Origin of the sequence: Moorena sp. SIOASIH (assembly GCF_010671925.1) — a bacterium.
In the GTDB taxonomy this organism is placed as follows: Bacteria; Cyanobacteriota; Cyanobacteriia; order Cyanobacteriales; family Coleofasciculaceae; genus Moorena.
Window position 1 is genome coordinate 443,473 of sequence record NZ_JAAHIH010000003.1, and the last position, 24,993, is coordinate 468,465.

At 43.8% G+C, this 24,993-nt stretch carries 15 protein-coding genes and 2 pseudogenes; 9 read left to right on the forward strand and 8 right to left on the reverse strand.

The annotated features are described in order from the left end of the window. Positions 1-56: 56 nt before the first annotated feature. The 6 genes from F6J90_RS17180 to F6J90_RS17205 form a co-directional block, all read right to left on the reverse strand. Positions 57-2,444, reverse strand: coding sequence for an ATP-dependent Clp protease ATP-binding subunit (locus F6J90_RS17180; RefSeq protein WP_293095923.1), 2,388 nt, complete (start codon positions 2,442-2,444; stop codon positions 57-59). 476 nt (positions 2,445-2,920) lie between these two features. Continuing rightward, positions 2,921-4,567, reverse strand: a complete 1,647-nt coding sequence (locus F6J90_RS17185; RefSeq protein WP_293095926.1) for an HlyD family efflux transporter periplasmic adaptor subunit — start codon at positions 4,565-4,567, stop codon at positions 2,921-2,923. Positions 4,568-4,999: 432 nt separating this feature from the next. Next, on the reverse strand, positions 5,000-7,978 hold the full coding sequence (locus F6J90_RS17190; RefSeq protein WP_293095929.1) for a peptidase domain-containing ABC transporter: 2,979 nt from the start codon (positions 7,976-7,978) through the stop codon (positions 5,000-5,002). 461 nt (positions 7,979-8,439) lie between these two features. Continuing rightward, positions 8,440-9,171 carry a peptidylprolyl isomerase gene (locus tag F6J90_RS17195; protein ID WP_009149356.1) on the reverse strand — a complete coding sequence of 244 codons (732 nt, stop codon included), beginning with the start codon at positions 9,169-9,171 and terminating at the stop codon, positions 8,440-8,442. A 1,418-nt stretch (positions 9,172-10,589) separates the two neighbouring features. After that, positions 10,590-11,426: a PEP-CTERM sorting domain-containing protein gene (locus tag F6J90_RS17200; protein ID WP_293095932.1), complete on the reverse strand. Its 837-nt coding sequence runs from the start codon at positions 11,424-11,426 to the stop codon at positions 10,590-10,592. A gap of 224 nt (positions 11,427-11,650) precedes the next feature. Continuing rightward, positions 11,651-12,121, reverse strand: a complete 471-nt coding sequence (locus F6J90_RS17205) for a type I secretion C-terminal target domain-containing protein (protein ID WP_293095935.1) — start codon at positions 12,119-12,121, stop codon at positions 11,651-11,653. A gap of 986 nt (positions 12,122-13,107) precedes the next feature. Here F6J90_RS17205 and F6J90_RS17210 point away from each other — a divergent pair. The 3 genes from F6J90_RS17210 to F6J90_RS17220 all read left to right on the forward strand — a co-directional run bounded on the left by F6J90_RS17210 (position 13,108) and on the right by F6J90_RS17220 (position 16,151). Continuing rightward, positions 13,108-13,299 (forward strand): hypothetical protein, encoded by a 192-nt coding sequence (locus F6J90_RS17210; protein WP_293095938.1) that lies wholly within the window; start codon positions 13,108-13,110, stop codon positions 13,297-13,299. Between the two features lie 36 nt (positions 13,300-13,335). Next, a complete protein-coding gene (locus tag F6J90_RS17215; RefSeq protein WP_293095941.1) occupies positions 13,336-14,793 on the forward strand; it encodes a phospholipid carrier-dependent glycosyltransferase in 1,458 nt (485 codons plus the stop codon). Between the two features lie 143 nt (positions 14,794-14,936). Continuing rightward, positions 14,937-16,151, forward strand: coding sequence for a transposase (locus F6J90_RS17220; protein WP_293095943.1), 1,215 nt, complete (start codon positions 14,937-14,939; stop codon positions 16,149-16,151). A gap of 128 nt (positions 16,152-16,279) precedes the next feature. Here F6J90_RS17220 and F6J90_RS17225 read toward each other — a convergent pair whose 3' ends face one another. Both F6J90_RS17225 and F6J90_RS17230 read right to left on the reverse strand, forming a co-directional pair. Further along, the gene (locus tag F6J90_RS17225) at positions 16,280-16,984 is read right to left on the reverse strand and encodes a choice-of-anchor E domain-containing protein (protein WP_293095944.1); all 705 of its coding nucleotides are present in this window, start codon (positions 16,982-16,984) and stop codon (positions 16,280-16,282) included. Between the two features lie 361 nt (positions 16,985-17,345). Further along, the gene (locus tag F6J90_RS17230; RefSeq protein WP_293095946.1) at positions 17,346-19,835 is read right to left on the reverse strand and encodes an ATP-dependent helicase; all 2,490 of its coding nucleotides are present in this window, start codon (positions 19,833-19,835) and stop codon (positions 17,346-17,348) included. 100 nt (positions 19,836-19,935) lie between these two features. On the opposite strand from F6J90_RS17230, the gene F6J90_RS17235 reads away from it, so the two are divergent. From F6J90_RS17235 to F6J90_RS17255, 6 genes and pseudogenes are all read left to right on the forward strand, one after another. Continuing rightward, positions 19,936-20,136, forward strand: a complete 201-nt coding sequence (locus F6J90_RS17235) for a type II toxin-antitoxin system HicB family antitoxin (protein ID WP_293095947.1) — start codon at positions 19,936-19,938, stop codon at positions 20,134-20,136. A 238-nt stretch (positions 20,137-20,374) separates the two neighbouring features. Further along, entirely contained in the window at positions 20,375-20,749 is a 375-nt protein-coding gene (locus F6J90_RS17240) for a hypothetical protein (RefSeq protein ID WP_293095949.1), read from the forward strand. A 447-nt stretch (positions 20,750-21,196) separates the two neighbouring features. Beyond that, complete coding sequence (locus F6J90_RS17245) at positions 21,197-21,571, forward strand: hypothetical protein (RefSeq protein ID WP_293095951.1); 375 nt, start codon at positions 21,197-21,199, stop codon at positions 21,569-21,571. A 486-nt stretch (positions 21,572-22,057) separates the two neighbouring features. Continuing rightward, positions 22,058-23,344 carry a transposase gene (locus F6J90_RS17250; protein WP_293095952.1) on the forward strand — a complete coding sequence of 429 codons (1,287 nt, stop codon included), beginning with the start codon at positions 22,058-22,060 and terminating at the stop codon, positions 23,342-23,344. Between the two features lie 33 nt (positions 23,345-23,377). Then, positions 23,378-23,518: pseudogene (locus F6J90_RS43615) on the forward strand (YgiT-type zinc finger protein); the annotation flags it as partial. Between the two features lie 92 nt (positions 23,519-23,610). After that, a pseudogene (locus F6J90_RS17255) lies at positions 23,611-24,894 on the forward strand (transposase). Positions 24,895-24,993 lie beyond the last annotated feature (99 nt).

Sequence of the window (24,993 nt, forward strand, 5' to 3'; positions counted from 1 at the left end):
ACAGATCCAGCCTTGAAAGTCCAGCTTTTAAGGAAATTTGGCATCACTCCTTGGCACTAGCAAACACCAACTGGTTGCAGCAGCCGCTTTTGGGCGTTAGCAGATAATACAGTAACCTGACCGTGCTCATCCACATCAACAACTGCCGTATCCCCCTCTTGAATCTGACCAGATAGCATGGCTTCGGCTAAGCTATCTTCTAACAAGCTCATAATTGCCCGTCGTAGAGGTCTAGCACCATAGCTGGGTTCGTAGCCTGCTGTGACTAAGTGGTCTTTGAAAGCCTCTGTGACTTCGAGGGTAATTCCTTTCTCTTGTATAGAGCTAGAGATTTCCTGAAGCAGGATGTCAGCAATTTCCTTAACTTCATTCTTCTTGAGCTGACGGAAGACAATTATATCGTCAAGGCGGTTGAGGAACTCAGGACGGAAATAGTCTTTCAGATTGTCATTGACCTGAGTGCGGATCTGGTTGTACCTAGACTCCTCTTGGTTATTTGACGACTCAAAGCCAAAAGCACTACCTCCTTTTTCAATCACTTTAGAACCGATATTGGAGGTCATGATTAATATTGTGTTCTTGAAATCTACAGTATGACCTTTAGCATCGGTTAAGCGACCATCATCTAACAGTTGCAACAGTACGTTGAAAACGTCAGGGTGAGCTTTCTCGATTTCGTCAAATAGTACCACCGAGTAAGGCTGACGTCGCACGGCTTCGGTAAGTTGACCGCCTTCGTCGTACCCCACAAACCCTGGGGGAGAACCAATCAGCTTGGAAACAGTGTGGCGTTCCATATATTCCGACATGTCAAGGCGAATCATCTTGTCTTCTGACCCGAACAGGTAAGAAGCCAACGATTTAGCCAGTTCTGTTTTACCAACTCCAGTCGGACCAGAGAAGATAAAGCTAGCAATCGGTCGATTGGGATCCTTCAATCCAACTCTTGCCCGACGAATTGCCCGAGACACAGCAGTAACAGCTTCGTCTTGACCAATAATCCGCTCGTGCAAAGTTTCTTCCAAGTGCAGCAGCAGAGCTGATTCAGATTCCGTCAGTTTATTGACCGGTATCCCAGTCCAAGACGCGACGATGTGAGCAATGTCTTCGTAATCAACAATCGGAGTGGTTGGGGATGGGGATAACTTACCTTCAATTCCCTCACTCTCCCACTCTGATTCTGCTCTAGCCCTTGAGGAAGGTTTTGAGTGCATCAAGTGAACCCGACTCCCAGCTTCGTCAATCAGGTCAATGGCTTTGTCAGGTAAATAGCGGTCGGAGATATAGCGGTCTGACAATTGAGCTGCAGCCAGTAACGCTTGGTCGGAAATCTGGACTTTGTGATACTGCTCGTAGGTTGAGCGCAAACCATGGAGTATGTCAATGGTATCCTCTACAGAGGGTTCCGAGACCATGACTGGCTGGAAACGACGTTCTAGTGCTGCGTCTTTCTCGATATACTTCCGGTATTCATCCAGAGTAGTAGCTCCCAAGCACTGGAGTTCACCTCTAGCGAGAGCAGGCTTAAGGAGATTAGCCGCATCCATACCCCCTTCTAAGGATCCAGCACCAACTAAGGTGTGAATTTCGTCAATCACTAGGATAATATTCCCCGATTGCTGGACTTCAGAGACAACCTGCTTGAGCCGTTCTTCAAAGTCTCCCCGGAAGCGAGTACCAGAAACCAATAAAGCCATATCTAGGCTAATGACTTGTTTGTCTGCCAACAGGTCTGGAACATCTTGAGATACAATCCGTTGGGCTAGACCTTCTGCGATCGCAGTTTTCCCAACTCCTGGTTCCCCCAGTAAGATCGGGTTATTCTTGCTACGACGACCTAAAATCTGGACCACCCGCTCGATTTCCTGCTGACGACCAACCACCGGATCCAGTTTGCCCTCTGCAGCTAACTTGGTCAGATTAGTTCCAAATTCTTCTAAGGTAGCTTTCTGATTTTGAGTATTCCCTATAAACGAGGAACCTTTTCCCTTAGCAGTCGTTGCTGCTGTTAATTCTGCTATCGTACTAATGACATGGGTGCGTAATTGTGTTATGCTTACACCCAGGTTTACCAGTACTTGACTTGCAACGCTGTTCCTGTCTTGAATGATAGCTAGCAACAAATGTTCAGTATCGATGTAGTTGTGTCCAAGTTGCTTAGCTTCCTGGAAAGATTGCTGGAAAACTTCTTTGGCTTTGGGGGTGAAAGGAAGTTCTGAGCTAAACATTCTCGAACCCCTACCCACAGTATTTTCAACCGAGTAGCGAGCATCTTCGAGGGTAACACCAAAATCCCTCAGCACTCTGGCTGCCACAGCTGTTCCTTGTGCAATCAAACCCAACAGCAGTTGCTCAGTTCCTACGAGGCTGTGTCCCAAGCGACGGGTTTCCTCCTGAGCCAGCATGATGGATTTGATCGCTTTATCTGTAAAATGTTCAAACATCGCTGGTTCACCTTACCGAATTTAAGCAGTGGGTGAAATATCACCCTGGTGTAAAGTTTTATGTACTTTACATTCACCAATGTACCCATCTGTGCTTAGATTCAGCAGTCGGTAGAACCGTAATCTTGAGGAGTGGTTGCCGCCAATAGCAACAACCAACACCTAGAGCGATCGCTTAGGTAGGGAAACATGTAAGCATTCAGCCGTCAGCATTCAGCCGTCAGCATTCAGCCGTCAGCTTACTTAAAATAAACCTTGAACGGGAGAATTTAATAGTTCAAGATTAATGAGAATTGAAAGTGTGGGGATTTGCCCTTAGCCACGCTACTTGAAGTGCTTTGTAGCACAGGCTAGAACCTTGTACTACAAAGCTGAGCGCTGATAGCTGATAGCTGATAGTTGATAGCTGATAACTGATAGCTAATAGCTAATAGCTAATAGCTGATAGCTGATAGCTGATAGCTGATAGCTGATAGCTAACGCATTTTGGTCAAGCTTTCAGTCTTATCCAAAAACATCTCGGTGAAAATACTCATCACTGTTCGCTTACGCACCCGGATATTGGCACTGATAGACATACCCGATTGCAATGGCACTTCTTTGCCATAAGCTTGAATGAACTGTTTATCCAATTTGATTTTGGCAGGGAAAGTATAGTCTTGACGCAATTCCGCAGGATCCGGTGGTAGGGCATCAGAACCAATAGATATTACCTCCCCTTTGACATCACCAAACTCACTAAAGGGAAAAGAGTCAACTCTGACTTCGGTTTCCATACCTGCTTCCACAAAGCCGATGTCTCGGTTGGTAAGAAATACCTTAGCAATCAGAGAGCTACCGGGAACAATTTTGAGCACTGGTTCACTGGTATTGGCAACAAAACCAGGAGTTGAGGGTTGCAAATCAAAGACTGTTCCATCCACAGGAGCTCGTAGTTCTTGATAGCTTAGGGTTAGTTGAGCCTGCTGCAACTGGCTATCAATTTCCGCCATCTGTTTATTATTATCAACAATGCGTTGATTTAATTGACTGATAATGCTAGCTATTTGGGTGTTTATGCTATCAATTCTTTCTTTATTCTGCGCCATCAAATCCGTCAGTTCTCGTTGAGAAGACGCAATGGTATTGAGTAGATTTGCTCTGACCCCAGCAATTTCTTTTTGCAAGCGTTTTTCTTCTTCAATCCTAGAGTTTATCTCAGTTTGGCGATTTTTGACCTCATTTTGCTGCCTCAAGAACTGAATCTTAGAAAAGCCCCCTTGTTCATACAGGGGTCTGAGATCTGCAAGAATACCCTGCTCAACACTCAGGATGTCTCTGCCATTGGCAAGTTGAATCTGATTTTGTTTCAGCTGTTCCTTTAGGGAGCCAATTCTACTCTCAAGTTCAGCAATCCGAGCCTCAAGTGCAGAAGTACCATATTGTAAACGAATTCGTTGTTCAGGGCTAAGATTAGCTATAGAGGAACCTCCACTGAGTTGAGCGCGATAAAGTCCAATTTCTGCCAGTACCGTGTTTCGACTAGCGATCAGAGAAGGGAGTTGTGAGGACAGTTGTATGTCCAAACCTGGTGGTGGTACAGGTGGATAAGAAGGATTACTAATAGCAGCTTGATAAAACTGGTTTTCTCTGATTAAAGTAGCCCGGCGTTTATTGAGAGACGTGAGTTGAGCCTGAGTAGCTTTGGGCTCAAACGAAAGGAGCAAATCCCCTTCTTTAACCCGCTGTCCTTCCTTAATATGAATTTTTGTAACCACTCCACCCACAGGAGCTTGGACTTCTTTAACCGCACCTTGTGGCTCTAGCTTGCCCCGAGCGGGAACGGCATAGTCAATTTTGGCAAAGTAAGCCCACACCAAACCAAAACTTGTTAGACTCAACAGTGCCCAGAGAATGGCATGAGACCAATGGGGCGATTGTTCTAGAATAACTGGCTGGTCAAATTCGAGGTGACTATTAGAAGCACGATGTCTGTCCCTGGTGTCTTGAGGAACTGCCGTTTTGCTCATAGTACCGACAGAACCTAAGTTAATTTTTGGATTTGCTTTGGAAGCTTTGCCATTACCATTGCCATTACCATTGCCATTACCATTGCCATTACCATTGCCATTATATTGGCTCATCGTTATTAGCTCCTGCTATTGGTTAATACTTCGGAAAGGATGAAGGATGAAGTATGAAGTACAAAAGATAAAGAATGAAGGATAAAAGATAAAGAACGAAGGATAAAAGCTAAAGAACGAAGGATAAAAGCTAAATAATGAATAATGATATAATTATCTGGTTGACTAATTAAATATTTAGTAACTAATAATCACCTCACTCATTGCTCATTTTTATCACTTACTTTAGGGGGAGTTAGCCAAAACTTCTTTCTTTCAATTGATAGCCTCTGTACAACCAACTCCCCGACCACTAGTATTTTTTTATCCTTGAGCCTAGTCTATCCGACACCAAGGGTTAAACCAAATAGCAACTGCCAAGACAATACACACTTCATAATTCTTCATACTTAATCCTTCACCCAATATTGCTTCATGCTTCACCCTTCATAGCTACATTTGAGCATCTTGTTGCATGTAGAGGCAATAGTAACGACCTTTCTGAGCCATCAGTTCATCATGAGTGCCTTGCTCTACTATTGAACCCCGATCCATCATCAAAATGATATCAGCGTTGCGAATGGTTCCTAGGCGGTGGGTAATGAACAATACCGTACTTTGTTGAAAAGCTTCCGCTAGATTTAAACACACTTGCCGCTCGGTGTCATAATCGAGGGCGCTGGTGGCTTCATCTAATATCATTAACTTGGGTGATTGCAAAATCGTTCTGGCGATCGCAATACGCTGTCGTTGTCCCCCGGAAAGACCTGAACCCCTTTCGCCAACGCTGCTATTGTAACCCAAAGGCAAACCCATGATAAAATCATGGGCTACTGCTATTTTTGCTGCCTGAATAATTTCCTCACTGTCTGCATCAGGATTGGTCAGAGCAATATTCTCTTGAACGGTTCCCTCAAACAACAGGGTTTCCTGAGGCACAATCCCAATCTGACGCCGCAGGGAATAGAGTTCGACTTTCGAGATATCGTAACCATCGACAATGATCCGACCGGACTCTGGACCATAGAGTCTAGCCAAAAGTTTGGTCATGGTACTCTTACCGGAACCACTTTGACCTACAATCCCTACAAATGAACCAGCTGGAATCTCGACGTTAATGTTATTCAGTTGCATTGGTCCACTCTTGGCAAAGCGGAAGGAGAGATTTTCATAGCGAATGTCTCCCCTGATAGAGGGCAAGGGGATATTACCCTGGTCTGCTTCAGCCACTTCTTTGGGTGTATCGACAATGTCACTGAGGCGTTCGAGAGATAGGGCTGTAGACTGGAAGTTTTGCCAAAGTTGGGCTAAACGCAGCAAGGGACTGGTAACGTAGCCCCCAATAATCCGAAAGGCAATCAACCCCCCTAAGCTTAATTGTCCATCTAGTACTAGATAGACCCCTACCCACAGCACAAGTAAACCAGAGAGTTTGTTCAAGAAGGTGCTCATAGAACTGGCGGCGGTAGAGGTTAGCACATTCTTGAAGCCTTCACTAACATAGCGCCCATATTTCTCTTGCCATTTCCAACGCGATCGCAATTCAATATTCTGGGCTTTAACGGTGGAAATGCCAGATAAGACCTCCACTAGATAGGATTGGGTTTGAGCATTCCGTTCCGCTTTATTGCGTAGCTGTTGCCGGACAATTGGGGAAACGATCAGGGTCAGGAGCATGAACAAAGGGATTACTGACAAAGTCACCAGGGTCAGCACCCAACTAAAGAGGAACATGACCACGATGTAGATTACAGAAAACACTGAATCTAACACCACGGTTAGGGCGGTCCCGGTCAAAAAGGAGCGGATATTTTCTAGCTCATTGATGCGAGTTGACAACTCCCCTACGGGTCGTTTCTCGAAATAGTTTAAGGGTAAGCGCAACAGGTGGTCAATAATCTCGGAACCGAGAGACATATCGATACGGTTGGTCGTATCTACAAACAGGTAGGTACGCAGGGTGATTAAAACCCCCTCAAAAACCGACACCACCAACAGTAAAATTCCCAGTACTTGCAAGGTATCGGTACTGTTTTGGGAAATCACTTTGTCAATCAGTACCCGGATAATCAAGGGATAGGCTAGACCCAACAGTTGGACAAAGAAAGAAGCAATTAAAACTTCCGTCAATACCTTGCGGTAACGAACGATAGAAGGCCAAAACCAACTCAGACCAAACCGCTGGGTAGGGGTGTCTTTGGTGGGTTTTAACAGAAGTACTTGCCCGCCTTCCCCCCAGTTTTCTTCAAAATCTTTGGGTTTAAGCCGTTGAATTCCCAGCTGTGGCACTGCCAGCACTATTTGCCGTTCACTGGCTTCATAGAGAATAGCTAAGCTATCGTGCCACAACAGCATCGCTGGGGTAGGTAAACGTTTGATAGCGTTAGCTGGTATTGTTGCGAGTTGGGCAGTTAATCCCATCAGTTCTGCCACTGCACCACAGTGCTGAAGGGAGATTTGACCGGTGCGAGCATGCTGGTTTTTTAGCACCTTCCGTATACTATCTTTGCGGAAAGGCATTTTAAAGTACTTACTCAGCATTTGGAAACAAGCCAAGGATTCCTGCACCGCTCCTTTACCCCGTATAAAGGGGAATTTTGTAGGAGTAGTCTGCTCAGTGTAAATCGTCTCGGGAGCCTCATCCGGTCGGTCTGGAGCCTGGGGAATATCGTCTTGAGGTATACTGGGAATTGTATCGGTAGGCTCAGCCAGGGTTTCCGAGTCAGTAGCGGTTTGCTCAGAGAAAATAGCTTCTGGAATTCCCACCAAGCGGGTTGCACCATGACCATTGACCTGTAAGCTAGACAATGCTTCCGAACTCAGACAAGACCCTACTGGTAAATTGGCGGCTGCTCCCCCACTCACAAACCATACTCGATTGGGGTCGAGTTGGCTTGACATTTGCTTGCCCCGAGGCAGATTATAAACTAAAGCGTCTGACCAGGCTAACATGGCAAGAGCTTTGAGGTCAGTCTCTGCCTCAGCCCGACGCCCCAACTCTGTCCCCAAAAGATCAAAGATTTCGACTAGACCACAACGGGCTTTGAAGGCATCTGAGAAAGGTTTTTCTGTCTCTAGCAGCCCTAAGAAGTCAGCCGCATTGATGGTGACACAAACCGCTTCCACCGATGCGATCGCAGTTTCACAGGGTATGCCCCTGACCAAACTGACCCAGCCAAGAATCGCCCCTGGTTGTAGTAATTTTAGGGTTGTGGGGGTTTGACGGCGTTGGTCATAGCCAATTAGACGGGCTTTTCCTTGGAATAGAATCGAGACTTGGCCTGGCATTTTATCCCTGACCACAATTGTCTGACCCATGCGGTAGCGCAACAGTTGGCAACTCGTGGACAGTTTTTGCAGTGCCGCCCTTGACAATTTATTGAACGGAGAAATACCAGCTAGAAACTCTTTAATTGTTGTTGTATAGGTCATTGAGCCTCTTAGGATTTGAGATTAGTTAGCTAAAGGGTGAGATTAGTTAGCTTAATTAAATTTGATAACAGCTTCTCATGGGGTATTTATTAGGATATGCTAGGCATAGTAGGTATGTCTTTTATGTTAAGACTCTGTAACGCACCCTAGGACTTGCTTAGCGCTTCTTTCATCAAGAAATGTAACTAGTTGGCTATGCTATGATGGAATCAGGCAAAGTCTATTGAGACTAGCCTTAAAGAACAAAAATTTTCCCGATCACCATAGACTACTCATAATTTAGCCACGGCACAGCTTTAGGATTACCATATCCCCAAGCTAGAGGAGTTTTTCGGAATCTTCCCCATCTGGCGCGGGATGATCCCAAACTATTAGCCAAATCCCGCCTATTTTCCCCAAAATCCGGAATCTTAGCCCTCTCTTTACTTTCAAGAGTTTAGTTTAATAAGAAAGTCAAGTCGTTAATCTAGCGCCGCTAATTGCTGATTCAGTTGCTCACTTAGCCAGGTGCTGAAACATTCATTCAGCAGTCGCTGGCGCATCGAATCATCTAACTGCGCTGGCATAAACTTCTCCAAACGCACGATTAACAGCCATTCTCCCAAGCGTGTCGGTGGGAACAGTTGTCCGGGTTGGCTCAGGCGAAGCATTTGGGCTAAGGCGGGGTGAGGTACGCTCAGTTCAACCGGACCGATTAATCCCCCAGTCTGAGCTTCTGGTCCTTGGGAATATTCCCTGGCTAGGTCAGCAAAAGACTCTTCTCCTTCTTGAATCCGGAAATAGATTTCTTGGGCTACCCCTGGGTCTTTAGTCCGAATCAGGGAATAAATCACTCGGTCTAATTGTCCCTTCCGTTCCAGAAAATAAGATTCCAGTTTGTGACTCCAGGTTTGTTGTTTGTATTTCTCAATCAGAATACTTCGTACCGCTAGGGCTTCTAATTGAGCTGGATTCATACCACGCTGCTTTAGCCAAGCCTGTTTAGCCGTCTCGTCAATGAGTTGATTTTTTTCCAAGAACTGCTGATAGGCTTGAGCCTTCTCCTCAGGTGTGCAGCTTGCGGTAGCCACTGCCTCGTCAATGATAATCTCACGGATTAACGGTGGCAGCAATTGGTAACCAGCTAGCAGGGGAACAATTTCTTCTGCACTAATGACGCGATCGCCTATTCGTAAAACTGTAGTTGTCCCCATAGGAAATGTTTGGCTTTGTGGTAGCGCGGTTGTGGATATGATTTAGATATCGCCCACTGTATATTATAATTCCTAATTTTCAAGCTTCAACAGTACAGTTTTTCCACATTTACGAAACTAGGGTATGGGGAAAACGCGTTCTCGGTAATGGCTACTGGGTAACTGACTACTGACACCACACGTAAGCATTCAGCCGTCAGCTGTCAGCTTAAAATAAATCTCGTTCGCGTAGCGTGCGCCGTTCCCGTAGCATGGGAAACGGTCGAATTTAATAGTTCGAGATTAATGAAAATTGAAAGTATGGAAGCCCATCTAAGCATATGCTGATACGCGACACGCTGATAGCTGAATGCTTACCACCACACTACTTGATATCTTTGCTTAGTTCAGTAAGGCCGTTGATTGTGCCTTGCCCACGGAGCTTTTGGTTATTGGTTGAGGGTCAGTTCTAAGCAACTGGGCTGACCGCTGATATAGCACTACCCATTTAGATGTTTGACATTCCTAAACTCCGAAACGTAAGTAATCGCTTACTTGCGGACTTGCGGACTTGCGGACTTGCGGACTTGCGCGTAGCGCTATAGCTGACTACTCGCCACTTGGTATCACTATATATTAAGTTTTAAAAAGATTTGGGAAAGCCAAAGAGTTCTGCTCAAAGGATCTCAAATAACAAAACCAGAAGCACACGCCCTAGAGCACCGAGCTATTACAAGGCTATTACAAGTTGCGGAGATTGATTTTACCTTGGTTCCTGATTAGCTGAATAGCTATCATTTCATAATAACATAATTATGATTTTAGAGCATGTTTGACACTCCCCGTCCTATAAGGACGGGGATTCTTACTTCAACGAGCTGTCTTGCCAAACCAGGTCGGAACCAGGAAAGGTAGAGGACAATTCTCCCTAAGAGTTTAGATCTTATAGATCTAGGTTTCGGTGTGCCCCACCGTACCTTACCTTTTTTTTACATATAGATAGATACTTTTTTTATCTAATTTTTTTTCATAGACGTTTAAGTCGTTAGACCAAATTACGCAATATGTATCTCTTACATATTTTTTACGTTGTCTACTTATCATTAGATAGTATTTATCTAGTTTTTTATTTTTTGTTTATAATTTTATTATAACACGCAGTGCGAAAAGTGTCAAGTTTTAACTTAAAAAGAAAGCCTTCCTATAAGGACGGGGCTTTAAACCCAAAATTTTTGGTAACTTTGTTAGTCTGTCAAAGGTAATTAGTCTAAGCTAAGAGATTTTCCTGCCGTTGGGATAGGCGTGAAGCGGAACTATTGCAGAATAGAAATCGCCCATGGTGTTCTGTTATGATTAGAATTACTCCGAACCAACACTCGCTCCTTATCGCTCTAGTTCATTGGTCAGAGTCTTTAGTGCATTTTTCGCGGGTCTCCCAATTAGCTGTGCAGTGTTTTACTAGTTCCCTCACACTTTTGTTTGTGTTTGTTCAACTGACTTCTCACCCCTAAAACCCCAATAGCTAGTAACCCCAATACAGAGCTTGGTTCTGGAACTGAGGTAGGATCAGTTGGTTGTGGAACGGAGGGGGGATCTGGTTGTGGAACGGAGGGGGGATCTGGTTGTGGAACGGAGGGGGGATCAGTTGGTTCGAGTCTGACTACATTGACATTATCGATTAGTACTCCTGAATCAAAGGCACCATCCCCAACATCTGTCACACCTATGGTGACAGTGTAAGTTCCAGAGGCAGCAATTGTCTGAGAGTAGGTGCTAAAACCAGTTTCATTCACAAACGGTGTCATGGAATCAGCTAATACTGAGAAGGTATCAGCCAAATCCTTCACCTGACCGGAAATTCCCACAAAAGCGAAGTCATTAAAATATTCGGAACCGAAATCATCTGTGAGGAAGTTGTAATCGAAATTAAGAACATCTCCTGCTTCTGCTGTAAAGCTAGTTCTGATTGCTGATCCTTCAAACACCTCCCCCTTTCCCGTGCCCAGATTATCCAGTGCTGTAATGTTCAGCTCTAGAAAATCGGCTAGCTCCATGAAGTTCTCTTGTTCCTGGGGAAGGAATGTATCTAGCTGGGCATAGAAACTGCCGTCAGTAGGTTTACTACCAAAACCTGCGGTGCGCACAGAAGCACTGCCCAATGTTTCCCAGCCCGTAAAATCGTTTTCAAAACTACCATTAGTGATGATGATGGCTGAGGCAGGATTAGTATCAAATAGACTGGCCACACCGATTAGGCTGACAATACCTGTTCTCAAAGAGAAGCACTTGTGGTTTTTAAGGTGAAACATATTTATTATCTTTGTTGAGAACTAGAGATTAGTCATTGGTAGATGCTTCCCAGTTCCAAAGTGGAGATTTTTTCCGAGTAGACGCTCTTAACCCATCTGACAGTCTTGAGTTGAAGACTGACCGGATTGCTGATTGGTTCCACACGTAACCTCGAAGCTGATCTTGACAATCCTAAATCACCTGTGGTTAATCATCCGATGAAAAAATCACCATCTTCTTGAATATCTATAGTTATATCGTTTGCATTAACATCTTTCAGGATAGCTAATGTTCTGAAGGGGGTGTTGCCTTGAAGACCATCTGAATCTACTTGAATATAAGTATCTGAACCAAACTGATGAATTTGCAACCAATCTCCAAGATTGGCATCTGAATTCAAACCTTCGTTGTGAACAAGATCCCAAAAGAAACCAGAGGTTAGAACCACAATATCTTCATCGTTAGGATCGAAATCTTCGATGATGTCCCTCTTCTGATCAAAGTCACTATACCAGATCACATCACGAGAGTTATCATCACCAGGGTTGATAATGTCACCTGCGAGACCTCCGGATATACTGTCAGCCCCCTCTCCGGCCTTGATATCATCTCGCGAATCGGTACCTTCGATCAAGTCGTGGTTATCTGTTCCAATTAATTGATTATTAAGTCTGGTACTCATAAGTGTTTAGTATGTGCTAACTCTGTGGGTTTTGATTGTTTTAATCCTTGAATTTTAAGTCATTAGCAGAGGCATATTTTTCTCTATTAACGAGAAAAAAAATTACTGCTAATGATGGTTTAGAGTGGCAGCACACCCAGGAATAACTCTCCTCAAGGAGAAAAATTAATTTTTCTCCTTGTCCATAAAAACCAGATAAATTCTAACTCAAAACTTGGCATAAAAAACCTTTTTTTTTTCTAAAAATTTTGTTCATTCATAATCTTTACCAACAGTTTAAAATTATTTAGATTTTGTGTGTAACTTGTGAAGTTATTTGATAATAACGCCAGGTCAAGTGGTGATGCCTATTATTAGTTTTTCAATCCAGTTAGAGGAAAATCCGGAATACTTGTCTGATAGTTTTTCTGGTTAGATCACAATTGTTATCACAATTGTATAGGCAAGAGGGAGAAGCGAAGGGAGGATAAGCGTGTCAAAATCGTAAAAAGGGTAAAAATAATAATAGGGATAATAGGGATAATAGGGATAATAGGGATAAGTTATACCAATTTCATTTATTCGAGCTACAGATGCTGAGCAGGTATAAGTTACAGGTTGCAGGTGATTAGGTTACAGGTTACTAAGCTACTGTGCATTTAATTGGCATATTTTATACAGGACTTACGCACAGACGCCATGGGTAGGGTGGGCAAAACCTTGCCCACCCTACAGGTAGCTGTTCTTGAGTATGCAAATTAGCTCGGTGACAGCTGAAACTTTCAACAGCACCACCTTAAACCTTAAACCTTAAACCTTGGCCTTTCGGCCACGCTACGGGAACAACCTTGGCCTTTCGGCCACGCTACGGGAACAACCTTTAACCTTAAAAATTCAATCCAACTTGATTCATTAATTTATAGCAATAGGTATGGAAATTGCTACCATAACCGACCATTACATCTTGCCCATAGGCAATGACCTAGTTTTGAGCAGACCCATATTCAGTGAGGATCTACACAGGGAGTGAATCAGGCCACTGGCAAAGAGAGACAATGGTTTTAGGCAACATCAGGAAGGAATTAGGGAAGGCAGACAAGGGGGATAAAGGGGCAGTGTTGTCTTTCCACTCTTATCTCTGTTCCCGCTCTTGCCCCAGAAAAGAATTTCTGATCAAGGTCTCCTCTACTCCAGATTGAGTGTGCCATTGACCGATAACCCAAGCCTCGATGGTGATGATTTTGCCAAAAAAGCCGTCTGATTCGTCTATCCCCTGGTTTAGCATTGGCATAACTGCCATTGTTTTACTGTCACTCACCCTACGATTTTGGGGACTGGGTCGATTTAATCGCCTGGTATTCGACGAAGTTTACTACGCTATATTTGCCAATAACTACTTAACCGGTACTTCCTTTTTCAATCCCCATCCTCCCCTAAGTCAGTACATCATTGCCATTGGCATCTGGATTGGCTCTCACCTCCCCTTTGGACAGGATACGGTTAACGACCTGACTGGTTCCTTACGCTCTACCTGGAGTTACCGATGGCTGAATGCCCTGACGGGTTCTTTGATTCCGATTGTAGTCGCGGCTCTGGCTTATCAACTCAATCGATGTCGCAGCTATGCTTTGATTGCTGCTCTGTTCGCAGCTACTGATGGTTTATTCCTGGTAGAATCCCGCTATGCCCTCAACAATATATATTTAGTAATCTTGGGATTACTGGGTCAGTTGTTTTTCCTTCTGGCTCTGAATCATCACGCTGCAAAACGCTGGCTGATGCTAATCCTATCTGGTGTCTTTTTTGGTGCTTCCGCAGGGATTAAGTGGAATGGCTTGTGGTTTTTGTTAGGCATTTATATAGTATGGGCTGTGGCTTGGGTATGGCAATTATTCAGAAGCTATTTTGGGCAGACAACCCGTACTCGCCCCATACCATCCTTAAGCCATCCATTACAAAACCTGACCCAACTGAATGTCGGGCACATCCTGCTGAACTTGGTGATTTTACCAGCTGTCACCTACAGCCTGCTGTGGATTCCTCACTTACTGATGAATCCTAGCCCTGGATTCTGGGAGTCTCAAGTCAAAATTTTAACCTTCCATCAAAATGTGGGCAGTGGCACTGACGTCCATCCTTACTGTTCCAGGTGGTATAGTTGGCTGTTAATGTGGCGTCCAATTGCTTACTTCTATCAGACTGCTAGTCACACCCCTGAGGCTGTTCCCACTGACTTCCCCTTATCGGCTGGTGCGAGCAATGTAATCTATGATGTCCATGCCATGGGGAATCCTTTCCTATGGTGGCTCTCGACTACAGCAATTTTGTTGCTGCTGCTGCTGTTAACCCAACGCATCTTAGAAGGGGTGGGCTGGAAATCCATACCAACTTCCTATACCTGGATTACCCTTTATTTGATCGTAAACTACGCCGCTAACCTATTGCCTTGGACGAAAGTGACTCGCTGCACATTTCTTTATCATTATATGGGAGCTTCAGTGTTTTCTGGATTAGCACTGGCTTGGCTAGTTGACCGCTGGCTACACAGTGAGCAAAACCAGTATCGTAGTGCTGGTGTCACCGTAATCTTAGTAGTTGTACTAGCTTTTATATTCTGGTTACCAATTTACTTAGGTCTACCCTTGTCTGGGTCAGGGTATCACCTGCGGATGTGGTTCCGGTCCTGGATTTAGGGACAATTTTTTACCAAAACCGCGTCCAAAGCCCCTAGATTTATCTATGGGGATGTAGGACGCTGGGGAATAAATTCCCCTATCCTATTGACAGTTTATCACGGAATAGCTATGATAAAAATGTAGCGTCAAGAGGTCGATAGATGCCAGTCGTTTTTGAGTTTAAAGCCAAAGGGAAAGCCGCTCAGTACACAGCCATAGATGAAGCAATTAGAACGGGTCAGTTTATCCGCAATAAATGCCTAAGACTCTGGATGGATGTTAAAGCAACATCTAGAAATGACTTGTACAAACACTGCAAAGTGTTGGCTCATCAGTTCCCTTTTGCTAAAAAATTAAACTCAACTGCCCGGCAAGCGATGTCAGAAAGAACATGGGCATCCATCTCTCGATTCTATGAGAATTGTAAGAAGAAAGTCCCCGGGAAAAAGGGATATCCTCAGTTTAAGCATAACTCTCGTTCTGTCGAGTACAAGCAAAGTGGTTGGAAGCTTTCCCCAAACCGGAAGCAAATTACTTTCACCGATAAGATTGGAATTGGGAAGTTAAAGCTTAAAGGGACTTGGGATCTACACTTCTATCAAATTAAGCAAATCAAACGGGTTAGGTTAATCAAACGAGCCGATGGCTATTATGTCCAGTTCTTAATCGATACTGAATTGACTCAGAAAGTTGAAGCAACAGGGCATAATGTAGGTCTAGATGTAGGGTTGAAAGAATTCTACACGGATTCAGACGGTAACACAGAACCTAACCCTCGATTCTACAGAAAAAGCGAGAAACGGTTGAAATTCTATCAGCGTCGCGTTTCTCGTAAGAAAAAAGGCAGTGCCAACCGCAAAAAAGCCATTAATAAACTGGGTAGAGTACACCTCAAAATAAGTAGGCAACGTGAAGAACATGCTAAGAGAGTAGCGCGTTGCGTAGTCCTGTCTAACGACGTGGTAGCCTATGAAGATTTGAGGATTAAGAATCTGGTCAAGAATCATTGTCTTGCCAAGTCAATTAATGATGCAGGTTGGTATCAATTCAGAAAATGGTTAGAGTATTTTGGGAGCAAATTTGGTAAAGCGACGGTGGCTGTCAACCCAGCATATACCAGTCAAAATTGTTCAAATTGTGAAACCACAGTCAAAAAGTCACTATCCACTAGAACTCATGTTTGCAAATGTGGATGTGAGTTAGATTCGCCGAAGGCGACGCTACGCGAACGTGATCACAACGCTGCTATCAATATTCTGAGTTTAGCCATAGGTACTGTGGGGCACACAGGAACCTTGCTCATAGAGCGAAACGCTTCGGGAGATTCAACCTCTACAGAGGTTGACGCAAGTCAATCTCAGCAAGTCGGGTCATAGAACGAAGAATCCCCCGTGCTTTAGCCACCGGGAGTGTCAATATCAGGGTTCAGCACCTAATGAAACCGAAACAGCCTTAAAATAAGTGGCTTTCAAAGATATCACTTAAAGCACTTTAAAATTGGCTATTACCAATTAACATCTTTCGCCTTTCGTTTCCACAACAGTTTTAGTCCTGCGACTAAACCTAAGCCAAGGGGAGTCGCGGGTTCTGGTACTGACTCTGGTGTGTAGTCGTAAGTAACCTGAACATCCCCTTGGGCTTTTGTTGCGATCGCATTGAGTATATTAGCGGTTCCGTTAATAATTGATATGGTTTTCGCAGAGAAGAAAAAGTCTAGGGGTTCAGTGCCCAGGAATGCATTAAACACGGAACCATTTGTGAAGGTCTTCTGACCGGATACATTAGCGGTTAGTCCGATAAATGAAACTGCAGACTCACCCTGAAAATCTAATGTGCCATCATAGGCAGCGACTTGGGCTGAATCTCGTACTGTTGCTGTCTGTGTGAACAGGGTTGTATTATTTGCTCCGACCAATGTGAATAAGCCTTCCAGATTCCAAGTCAGAGTTGCTGGCTTTGCGTCTAGGCTTTCGCTCCGTGCGTCTCCTGACATTAGCCCGTTAAATTCTATGGTCACGGCATCAAGGGTACCGAGACTGGTGTCGAACGGGTTGATAACAGGTGTGAGAGGCTCGTCAGTAATATTTGTCGGCATCAGTGGCACTGATGCGGATTGAACGATCGTGGCACTCTTAGCTGCAGTAGTAGTTGCCACAATACTGGTTAAGACAGAAACAGTAGCTACGCAAATCAGATATTTAGTTTTCATTGATGTGAAATTAAATCTTCATTTACAAATGAATCATTTTTTTTTGTGAATGGCAATTTTATTTTTGGGTATTTATGGCATTTTTTTTAAAAATAATCAGAAAATTTTCGGATTGCTTTTTTGATGAGTTTTGGTAATTTTTCGCACTTTTAACTCGACTATTTTTTTTGATTAGAGAAAAAATAACAAACCATATTTATGGGTATAATAAACCTCTGAAAGCTTGCAGATTAACTATCTAAATTAGAGGCTTAAAAGCTGATATAAAATTCGGTTAATTACTTCCAAAATAGTCCCTGTCTTTTTGTTAATCGGTAAACTTAAAGTTTAAAATTGTCAGGAATCAATTAACCATTAACCATTAAGCATTAACCATTAAAGAATTTGGAAACTGAGCTTTCAATGCTGGCAATACTGGACAGGGTTTCTTCTGCTGCAAGTTATCTCCTTTACCACTAAAGGTATTCCACCGAAATGGTCCCAAATCGGCGGCGGCCATCCACAGCAACCGTTTAGCTCGGGTCATGGCTACATAGAGCAAGCGGAATTCTTCAGCAGTCTTAAGCTGTGCGGCTTGTTCCCAAGCCTCGGGTGCCATGGGTAAGGGTTTCCCGTGAAGGTAGGCACGAATTTGAGCTCTGGCTACTTCTGCTAGGGTAAATTCTCCCAAAAACTGAGCGGCAGTAGGTACCCACGGATTACCTGGAAGGGTGTCTTCATGGAGAAAGGGCAAGAAAACATAGTCCCAGTCTAATCCTTTGGCTTTGTGCATGGTGATCACAGTCAGTTGATGGGAACGCAGATAAGGGGAGTCTGTATTGTCTGGGTCTACAGGTTCAAAACGTTCTGAGCTAACGATTTCCTGGAGTACTGTTAGAGTTTCACTGATAGAACTTTTGCCAAAGGTCTGTTTTGCTATCCGTTCGGCTAATTTATCTGCTGTGGCTAGCTCGGATTGGTCATAGTTTAAGGTCTGAGCCAGGAAGGAAATTAGGTGATAATTGGGGAGTTCTAGACGAGCACGCAGTAAATCACAGCAGTAGCGGCGAGCTTTGATAACTGCTTTGGTCTGGGGTGGGTCCAATGGACCAGGATAGAGGAATTGTTCGGGATAGGTGGATAGAGCATTGAGGTCTTGGGTGGGAATTAACTGACGTTTTACCAAGACATCTAGGGCAGCTTTTAGGTAATCCGGAGAATGGGGACGGTCGAGAAATTGCAGCAGTGTTAGGATTTGACTGGGAACGTGGGATTCGCGATCGCGTTTTTGGACATCATACACCTCAATCCCATGCTGGCGTTTGAGATACTCCAGTTGTTCGACCACAAAGGTTCCTTGTCGATTCTCCCGCACTAACACAGCAGCGTTATGGTTTTGGTTTTTGGCAAATAGCTCTACTACTCGCTTTCCAATCAGTTCGACTGTGTGGTAAATGTCCTTAGGAGTGTAAAGTTCTAAACCTCTCCCTTCTGGATTTGGGTTGGCATCCGCTTGAGGGTCATTGGCATCTACTCGACGAATGGTTTGAGGACGAAAGGGTAGCTCGGTGGATGGTTGGGTTTGGGGGATAGAGTCTGGCTGTGGTACTGTTTCGGTAGAGTTTTTGTTGCCATAGGTGCTATTAACCCAATTCACGATAAAGTTGGCAGCATCGATGATAACCTGGCTACTGCGACCCGCTTGATCCATGGTGGCTAAATGTCCTATTCCCTGACATTCTTGGCAAAACCAATTGAAGTAAATCGGGTCAGCTGGGGTAAAGGTAGAGTTAATGGCTTGATTGGGGTCTCCAACTCGGATCAGATTTGTTAAAGGTTGTTTGGTTGAAGGTTGTTTGGTTGAAGGTTGTTTGGTTAAAGGTTGTTTGGTTGAAGGTTGTTTGGTTGAAGGTTGGGAGGTTGTTCGCGTAGCGTGGCCAATAGGCCAAGGTTCAAGGTTTGGTTCGGAACTAGCTGGCAATGTGGCTAGGGTTTGCAAGAGTCGGTATTGTAAGGGTGTGGAATCCTGGGCTTCGTCTTCAAAGACGGCAAAAAATTGATTTTGCCAGAGCTGACGGATGGCATAGTTTTGTAGGACTCTCAGCGCGGCTAGAATCATGTCGTCGTAGTCGATGAATTCACGCGATCGCACTATGGTTTGATACTGTTGATACAGTCCTGCTGCGATCGCTAATATTCCATATTCATCGGTTGTCTGTTCACTCAGGTGCCACAAATCTGCTGGTAATAACCCAGAACTTTTGGCTTCATGGATAACGGTGTAGGCCAGGTTAGGTAAAACTTCCGTTCGCAATACGGATTGTCTGCGCAACCGTTCTGTTTCTTCTCCATCAAAGCTTCGACCTTCGAGCAAGGTAAGATACCGGCGTGGATAATTAGCAATCCACTGTTCCACACAAGCACGGATTAAGCGATGACTTTGATTTGGAGTTACTAGAGTACTACTGTCTAGATTAAGTCCCGATAATTCTGGATGACGGTTAGCAATGTAGAGGGCTAAACCATGTAAGGTATAGACTACAAAACTATTTTGTGGGACCTTAAGGGTTTTTAGGTCATCGCGGATTTTAGCTCGAATACTGGCAGCGGCAGAGCGAGTGAAGGTTACTACCAGCAATTGATATCTGCTATGGAGTTGGTAATTTGCGATCGCAATTGCTGCAGCTTTTGCCATGCCAGTAGATTTCCCAGCACCAGGGACAGCAGAAACCGCTAAGGTTCCCCCTTGCCAGTCGGCCATCGGTTGTTGTCCCCGTCTTAAACTATTGCGGAGTCGTTGTAGTTCTTGGGCACGCCAAGCTGCGAGGGGGGTTTGCTGTGAGCCTGACTTGGTATCTGTATCCTCTGACATGTTGAGATTTGCTGCAACTGACTATTTGTTGGTATTGTAATTAGCGCGGGTTGCAAATCGCTATCGCTTTTGGTTAAGCTGTATCAGCCTTATTTCAACAATGAAGATTAAAGCAGTTATTTGGCAAGAGGATGGGGTGTGGTGTGGCTCAGTTCCAGCACTACCTGGATGTCATACATGGGGCGAAAGCTACGAACACCTTATAGAAATGCTTAAAGAAGCTGTCCAGGGTTGGATTGAGGTGGCGAGCGAACGGGAAGAGTTTGAGCCTGATAAGCAGTTAGTTGAGCTATATCTATAAAGTCTAGGGACAGATTTTGACAGGGAACTCAGATCCTAGAGTAGCTTAATCATTCTTCATAAATTGGTAAACTGATCAGTAATTACGAAAAAATAACTTAACAATTTCTGCGTTTTTTTTTTAATAAAACATGCCAAAATTACATGGGCAGTATCAGTTCTGCTCACGATACTCTTAGCAAGGTTAACTCTAAAAGACTTCTTTCGCTTTTCTCATTTCACATTTTAAGGAGGAGATTATGAAGCGAGTTGCGATGTTTTTGATGTCTTTGATGGCTGCACTGGTACTCATTGCTAGCCCAGCTCATGCGTCGATTCAAGCAGGCATTATTAACCTGTCTTCACCATGCCCAGTGGTAACAGCAAATAAGGACACAAGCAGATTTAAAGAAGTGTTGTTCGCAGAGCCATTTCCGGAAGGCTCAGATGTGATCGTGATTCCAATGGTTCAAACCTTTAATGGAGCAGATACCCCTGGTGTCAGGATCACAGATGTAACCACGAAGGGCTTTAAGTTCAGAATGAACGAATTAGTTCGGGGTGGTCCAAGGCAGGCTCTGTCAGATGGAAAACATACAAAAGAAACCATAGGTTGGATGGCTATCGGTTTCTAATCGCTCTTAGGGGTTTTTTCTGACCCCTGTCCCCTGTGCCCAATGGATGGGGCACAGGCGATTATAAGTACTTCGTTCGCACAAGCCTCATCAATTGGAGTTGGAAGTTCTAGTAGCCTGCCTCGGTGCATTAAGCCTACACTTACCCAATCGCGAAGTGTAGGAGCGTCACGGATACTGCTGGTGGCTGATTCAACCGCTAGACCTCGCCAGTAGGGACAGATTCTCACGGGTAACTCAGATCCTAGAGTAGCTTAATCATTCTTCATAAATTGGTAAACTGATCAGTAATTACGCAAAAATAACTTAACAATTTCTGCGTTTTTTTTTTCATAAAATATGCCAAAATTACATGGGCAGTATCAGTTCTGCTCACGATACTCTTAGCAAGGTTAACTCTAAAAGACTTCTTTCGCTTTTCTCATTTCACATTTTAAGGAGGAGATTATGAAGCGAGTTGCGATATTTTTCATGTCTTTGATGGCTGCACTGGTACTCATTGCTACCCCAGCTCATGCGTCGATTCAAGCAGGCATTATTAAGCTGTCTTCGCCAGGCCCAGTGGTAACAAAAAATCAGGACACAAGCACATTTAAAGAAGTGTTCTTCGCAGAGCCATTTCGGGAAGGCTCAGATGTGATCGTGATTCCAATGGTTCAAACCTTTAATGGAGCAGATACCCCTGGTGTCAGGATCGCAGATGTAACCACGAAGGGCTTTAAGTTCAAAATGAACGAATTAGTTCGGGGTGGTCCAAGGCAGGCTCTGTCAGATGGAGGACATACAACCGAAACCATAGGTTGGATTGCTGTCGGTTTCTAATCGCTCTTAGGGTTTTTTTCTGACCCCTGTCCCCTGTGCCCCATGGATGGGGCACAGGGGATTTCAGTATTTGGTAGTGAAAGTGTGAGAAAGGCTGTTGCTAAAGCAATCATTATAGCGCTACGCATTAAAATTAGGACATTGATAAAAGCAGAAAACACTGTTGTAGTCAACTGTTGCTAGCATGCCTATTGTCTATTGCCTTGCCCGTAGCGCTATACATACTTTCAAGATTGCTCAGAGTTGGTGGAAGTAATTGTTAAGCTAGGCTCATCTGGCAAGGTTATAATCATCACAGTGTATGCACTCTGAAATTGAATAATTTACCTTAAATGTCGAAAGAAGGCTCTCGCTAACCCTGCGGGTATAGCGATGAGATGAATTTCGACCAATAAAGGAAATTGAGCAAAGCACTTCGACATAGCTCAGTGACCTCGAATCATTATAAAGCAATAAACTCTGGGTAAAATATGTTAAAATAGTAAAATGATTATAATAGAAGCCAAGCTCAAGGGAACAACATCCCAATACGCGAAATTAGAGGAAGCAATCCGAACGTCCCAATTCGTTCGGAATAAATGCCTGCGTTTTTGGATGGATAATAAAGGGGTCACGCGCAATGACCTGCAAAAGTTATGTTCCCAACTGGCTAAGAATAGCGAAACCCCTTGGGTACAGAGACTTAACTCTCAAGCTCGACAAAGTGCAGCCGACCGAGCGTGGCAAGCTATCTCACGGTTTTATACCAACTGCAAGCAGAACAAGTCGGGTAAAAAAGGATTTCCAAAGTACAAAAAATTTAGCCGTTCTGTCGAGTACAAAAAGACAGGATGGAAGTTGTCTGCCGACCGTAAAGAAATCGAGTTTACCGATGGATTTAAGGCGGGCAAATTTGCACTTTGGACGAGCCGAGATTTGCTTTTCTATTCAGAACAACAAATCCAAAGAGTCCGAATTGTTAGACGTGCTGATGGCTATTACTGTCAATTTCTCATTCAATGGGAGCGAAAAGAAGAGCATGAATTTAACGGTAATGTTGTTGGTATAGACCTTGGACTCAAAGAGTTCTATACCGATAGCAACGGGAATACTGTAGAGAATCCCCGCTATCTAAGGAAATCCGAGAAACGGTTAAAGAAACTGCAACGTCGGGTCTCCAAACGATATCAAAGAGGAAAAAAACAATCGAAGCGATATCACAAAGCGAGAAAGGCCTTAGCTAAACAACATCTTAAAATCTCCAGACAACGTAAAGACAGAGCCATTAAAGATGCTTTGGCGTTAGTCAAGTCTAACGATTTGATAGTCTATGAAGATTTGAAGATAAAAAATATGGTTAAAAATCATAATTTGGCTAAATCCATATCGGATGCTTCTTGGTATCAATTCGTGCAATGGCTTCAATATTTTGCCAAAATTCATGGCAGTATTTGTATTCCAGTCGCACCGCATTATACGACAATAAATTGTTCAGGATGTGGCGAAAAAGTTGAAAAAACTTTAAGCACCCGGACTCATCAATGTCCCAAATGCAAGTTAGTTTTAGACCGGGATTGGAATGCAGCACGAAATATTTTAGCAAAGGGATTGCAGGTGTTGGCGGAATACTTAAACAGTAGCGAAGGGCATTCGCGAACTGGGGTCAAAAACCCAAACGCTAGGGGAGAGAACGACCACTGGTTTGTTGATAGAGATATCGATAATCTAAGCCGACTCGTTGAACCGAGAACTGTGGTTTCACAGGAATCCCCCACTATAACGCGAAGCGTTTAGTGGTGGGAGGATGTCAATGTTTGCGATGTTTGTGGTTTTGCTGAAGCCAGAACTCGCTATGGATCAGCCTATGGGAAAGGAAAAGATCTACTGGTGATTGAAAATGTACCTATGGTGAGCTGCCCTAGTTGCGGTACGAGTTACCTTGATGGAGCAAGAAGGCTCACGCCATAATCTTTGATTTGGCATTGAGATGAATTGCGACCCACAAAAAAAAGAATATAGAATCTTTGTTTATCAGCGTTAGTATGTGATAAAATTAAGTCATGATAGTAAGAGAAGCCAAGCTTTTAAACGGGTCTAAAGCACAATATCAAGCCTTAGATGAAGCCATAAGAACTGCTCAATTCATTAGGAATAAAGCAGTTAGATTATGGCGTGACGAGCCAAATTTCAACAAGGCGCGTCTATCTCTGCTATGCAAAGAACTAGCGAGTGAGTTTCCTTTTGCTAAGAAGTTAAACTCAATGGCACGTCAGGCATCAGCAGAAAGAGCTTGGAATTCAATCTCTAGTTTCTATCGCCGCTGTAGAGAGGGTGCTAAAAAGAAAGGTTACCCTCAGTTTAAAAAGCATTCTCGTTCAGTTGAGTATAAAACCACAGGGTGGAAACTGTCAGAGGACTGTTTAACCATTAATTTCACCGATGGATTTAAAGCCGGTCAATTTTCTATATTCTGTAATCATGAAACCAGAGAAAATTTATTCAGGCTAAAAATCTATCGGGTTAGAGTTGTTAAACGGGCTGATAGCTATTATGCTCAATTCTGTTTTGATGCTAACCGCTTTGAAGTAGGAAACTATACAGGTAATGTAGTAGGTATTGATTTAGGTCTGAAGTATTTATACAAAGACCAAAACGATAATGCTGTAATTTATCCTAAGTATTTAAGACGGGCACAGAAGCGGACCCGCGAAACTACAGCGGCGGCTATCAAGAAAGTTTGTAAAAGGCAAGAAGCCTCAATCAAACAACTACCACAAAGCCAGGATTAGACTGGGGAAAGCTCATTTGTTGGCGCTAGCCTGCCGACGCTAGGAGGCAAGGTTCAAAGACAGCGTAAAGACTGGGCGGTGAAACTCGCTCGGTGCGTAGTCCACTCTAACGATGTGGTTGTCTATGAAGACCTCAAGATACAGAATATGGTCAAAAACCATCATTTTGCTAAGTCAATTTCTGATGCTTCGTGGTATCAATTCACTCAATGGTTAGATTATTTTGGAAAAGTTTGGAATAAAACAGTGATTGCTGTTGCCCCTCATTACACTTCCCAAGATTGTTCAAACTGTGGTCATCGAGTGAAGAAATCTCTCAGCACTAGAACTCATAAATGCCCTCAATGTCAAACGGAAATTTGTCGTGATACGAATGCGGCATTGAACATTTTAAAGAAAGGGATGAACATTATAGGTGTTGAGTGGAATAACAGTACCCTAGGGCATAGGGAAACTGCCGGGAAACCGGGAACGCTTGAGGAGAGTTCAACCGCTGTTGATGAGGAGAAATCTAATTCAATAAGTTGTCTCGTTGAATCAAGAATCACTCCGTGAGAATCCCGCGCTGTAATTTTTAATTCAGCGTCGGGAGTATGTCAATTAACATCATTTACTCTCAAAGAAATTGACCGTATTAAGCGCGGACGCAAAACA

What these genes read in the sequence shown, in the direction of transcription:
- F6J90_RS17180 (WP_293095923.1), bottom strand. Translation starts at nt 2,444, where the DNA reads ATGTTTGAACATTTTACAGATAAAGCGATCAAATCCATCATGCTGGCT.
- F6J90_RS17185 (WP_293095926.1), bottom strand. Translation starts at nt 4,567, where the DNA reads ATGAGCCAATATAATGGCAATGGTAATGGCAATGGTAATGGCAATGGT.
- F6J90_RS17190 (WP_293095929.1), bottom strand. Translation starts at nt 7,978, where the DNA reads ATGACCTATACAACAACAATTAAAGAGTTTCTAGCTGGTATTTCTCCG.
- F6J90_RS17195 (WP_009149356.1), bottom strand. Translation starts at nt 9,171, where the DNA reads ATGGGGACAACTACAGTTTTACGAATAGGCGATCGCGTCATTAGTGCA.
- F6J90_RS17205 (WP_293095935.1), bottom strand. Translation starts at nt 12,121, where the DNA reads ATGAGTACCAGACTTAATAATCAATTAATTGGAACAGATAACCACGAC.
- F6J90_RS17215 (WP_293095941.1), top strand. Translation starts at nt 13,336, where the DNA reads ATGATTTTGCCAAAAAAGCCGTCTGATTCGTCTATCCCCTGGTTTAGC.
- F6J90_RS17220 (WP_293095943.1), top strand. Translation starts at nt 14,937, where the DNA reads ATGCCAGTCGTTTTTGAGTTTAAAGCCAAAGGGAAAGCCGCTCAGTAC.
- F6J90_RS17225 (WP_293095944.1), bottom strand. Translation starts at nt 16,984, where the DNA reads ATGAAAACTAAATATCTGATTTGCGTAGCTACTGTTTCTGTCTTAACC.
- F6J90_RS17230 (WP_293095946.1), bottom strand. Translation starts at nt 19,835, where the DNA reads ATGTCAGAGGATACAGATACCAAGTCAGGCTCACAGCAAACCCCCCTC.
- F6J90_RS17235 (WP_293095947.1), top strand. Translation starts at nt 19,936, where the DNA reads ATGAAGATTAAAGCAGTTATTTGGCAAGAGGATGGGGTGTGGTGTGGC.
- F6J90_RS17240 (WP_293095949.1), top strand. Translation starts at nt 20,375, where the DNA reads ATGAAGCGAGTTGCGATGTTTTTGATGTCTTTGATGGCTGCACTGGTA.
- F6J90_RS17245 (WP_293095951.1), top strand. Translation starts at nt 21,197, where the DNA reads ATGAAGCGAGTTGCGATATTTTTCATGTCTTTGATGGCTGCACTGGTA.
- F6J90_RS17250 (WP_293095952.1), top strand. Translation starts at nt 22,058, where the DNA reads ATGATTATAATAGAAGCCAAGCTCAAGGGAACAACATCCCAATACGCG.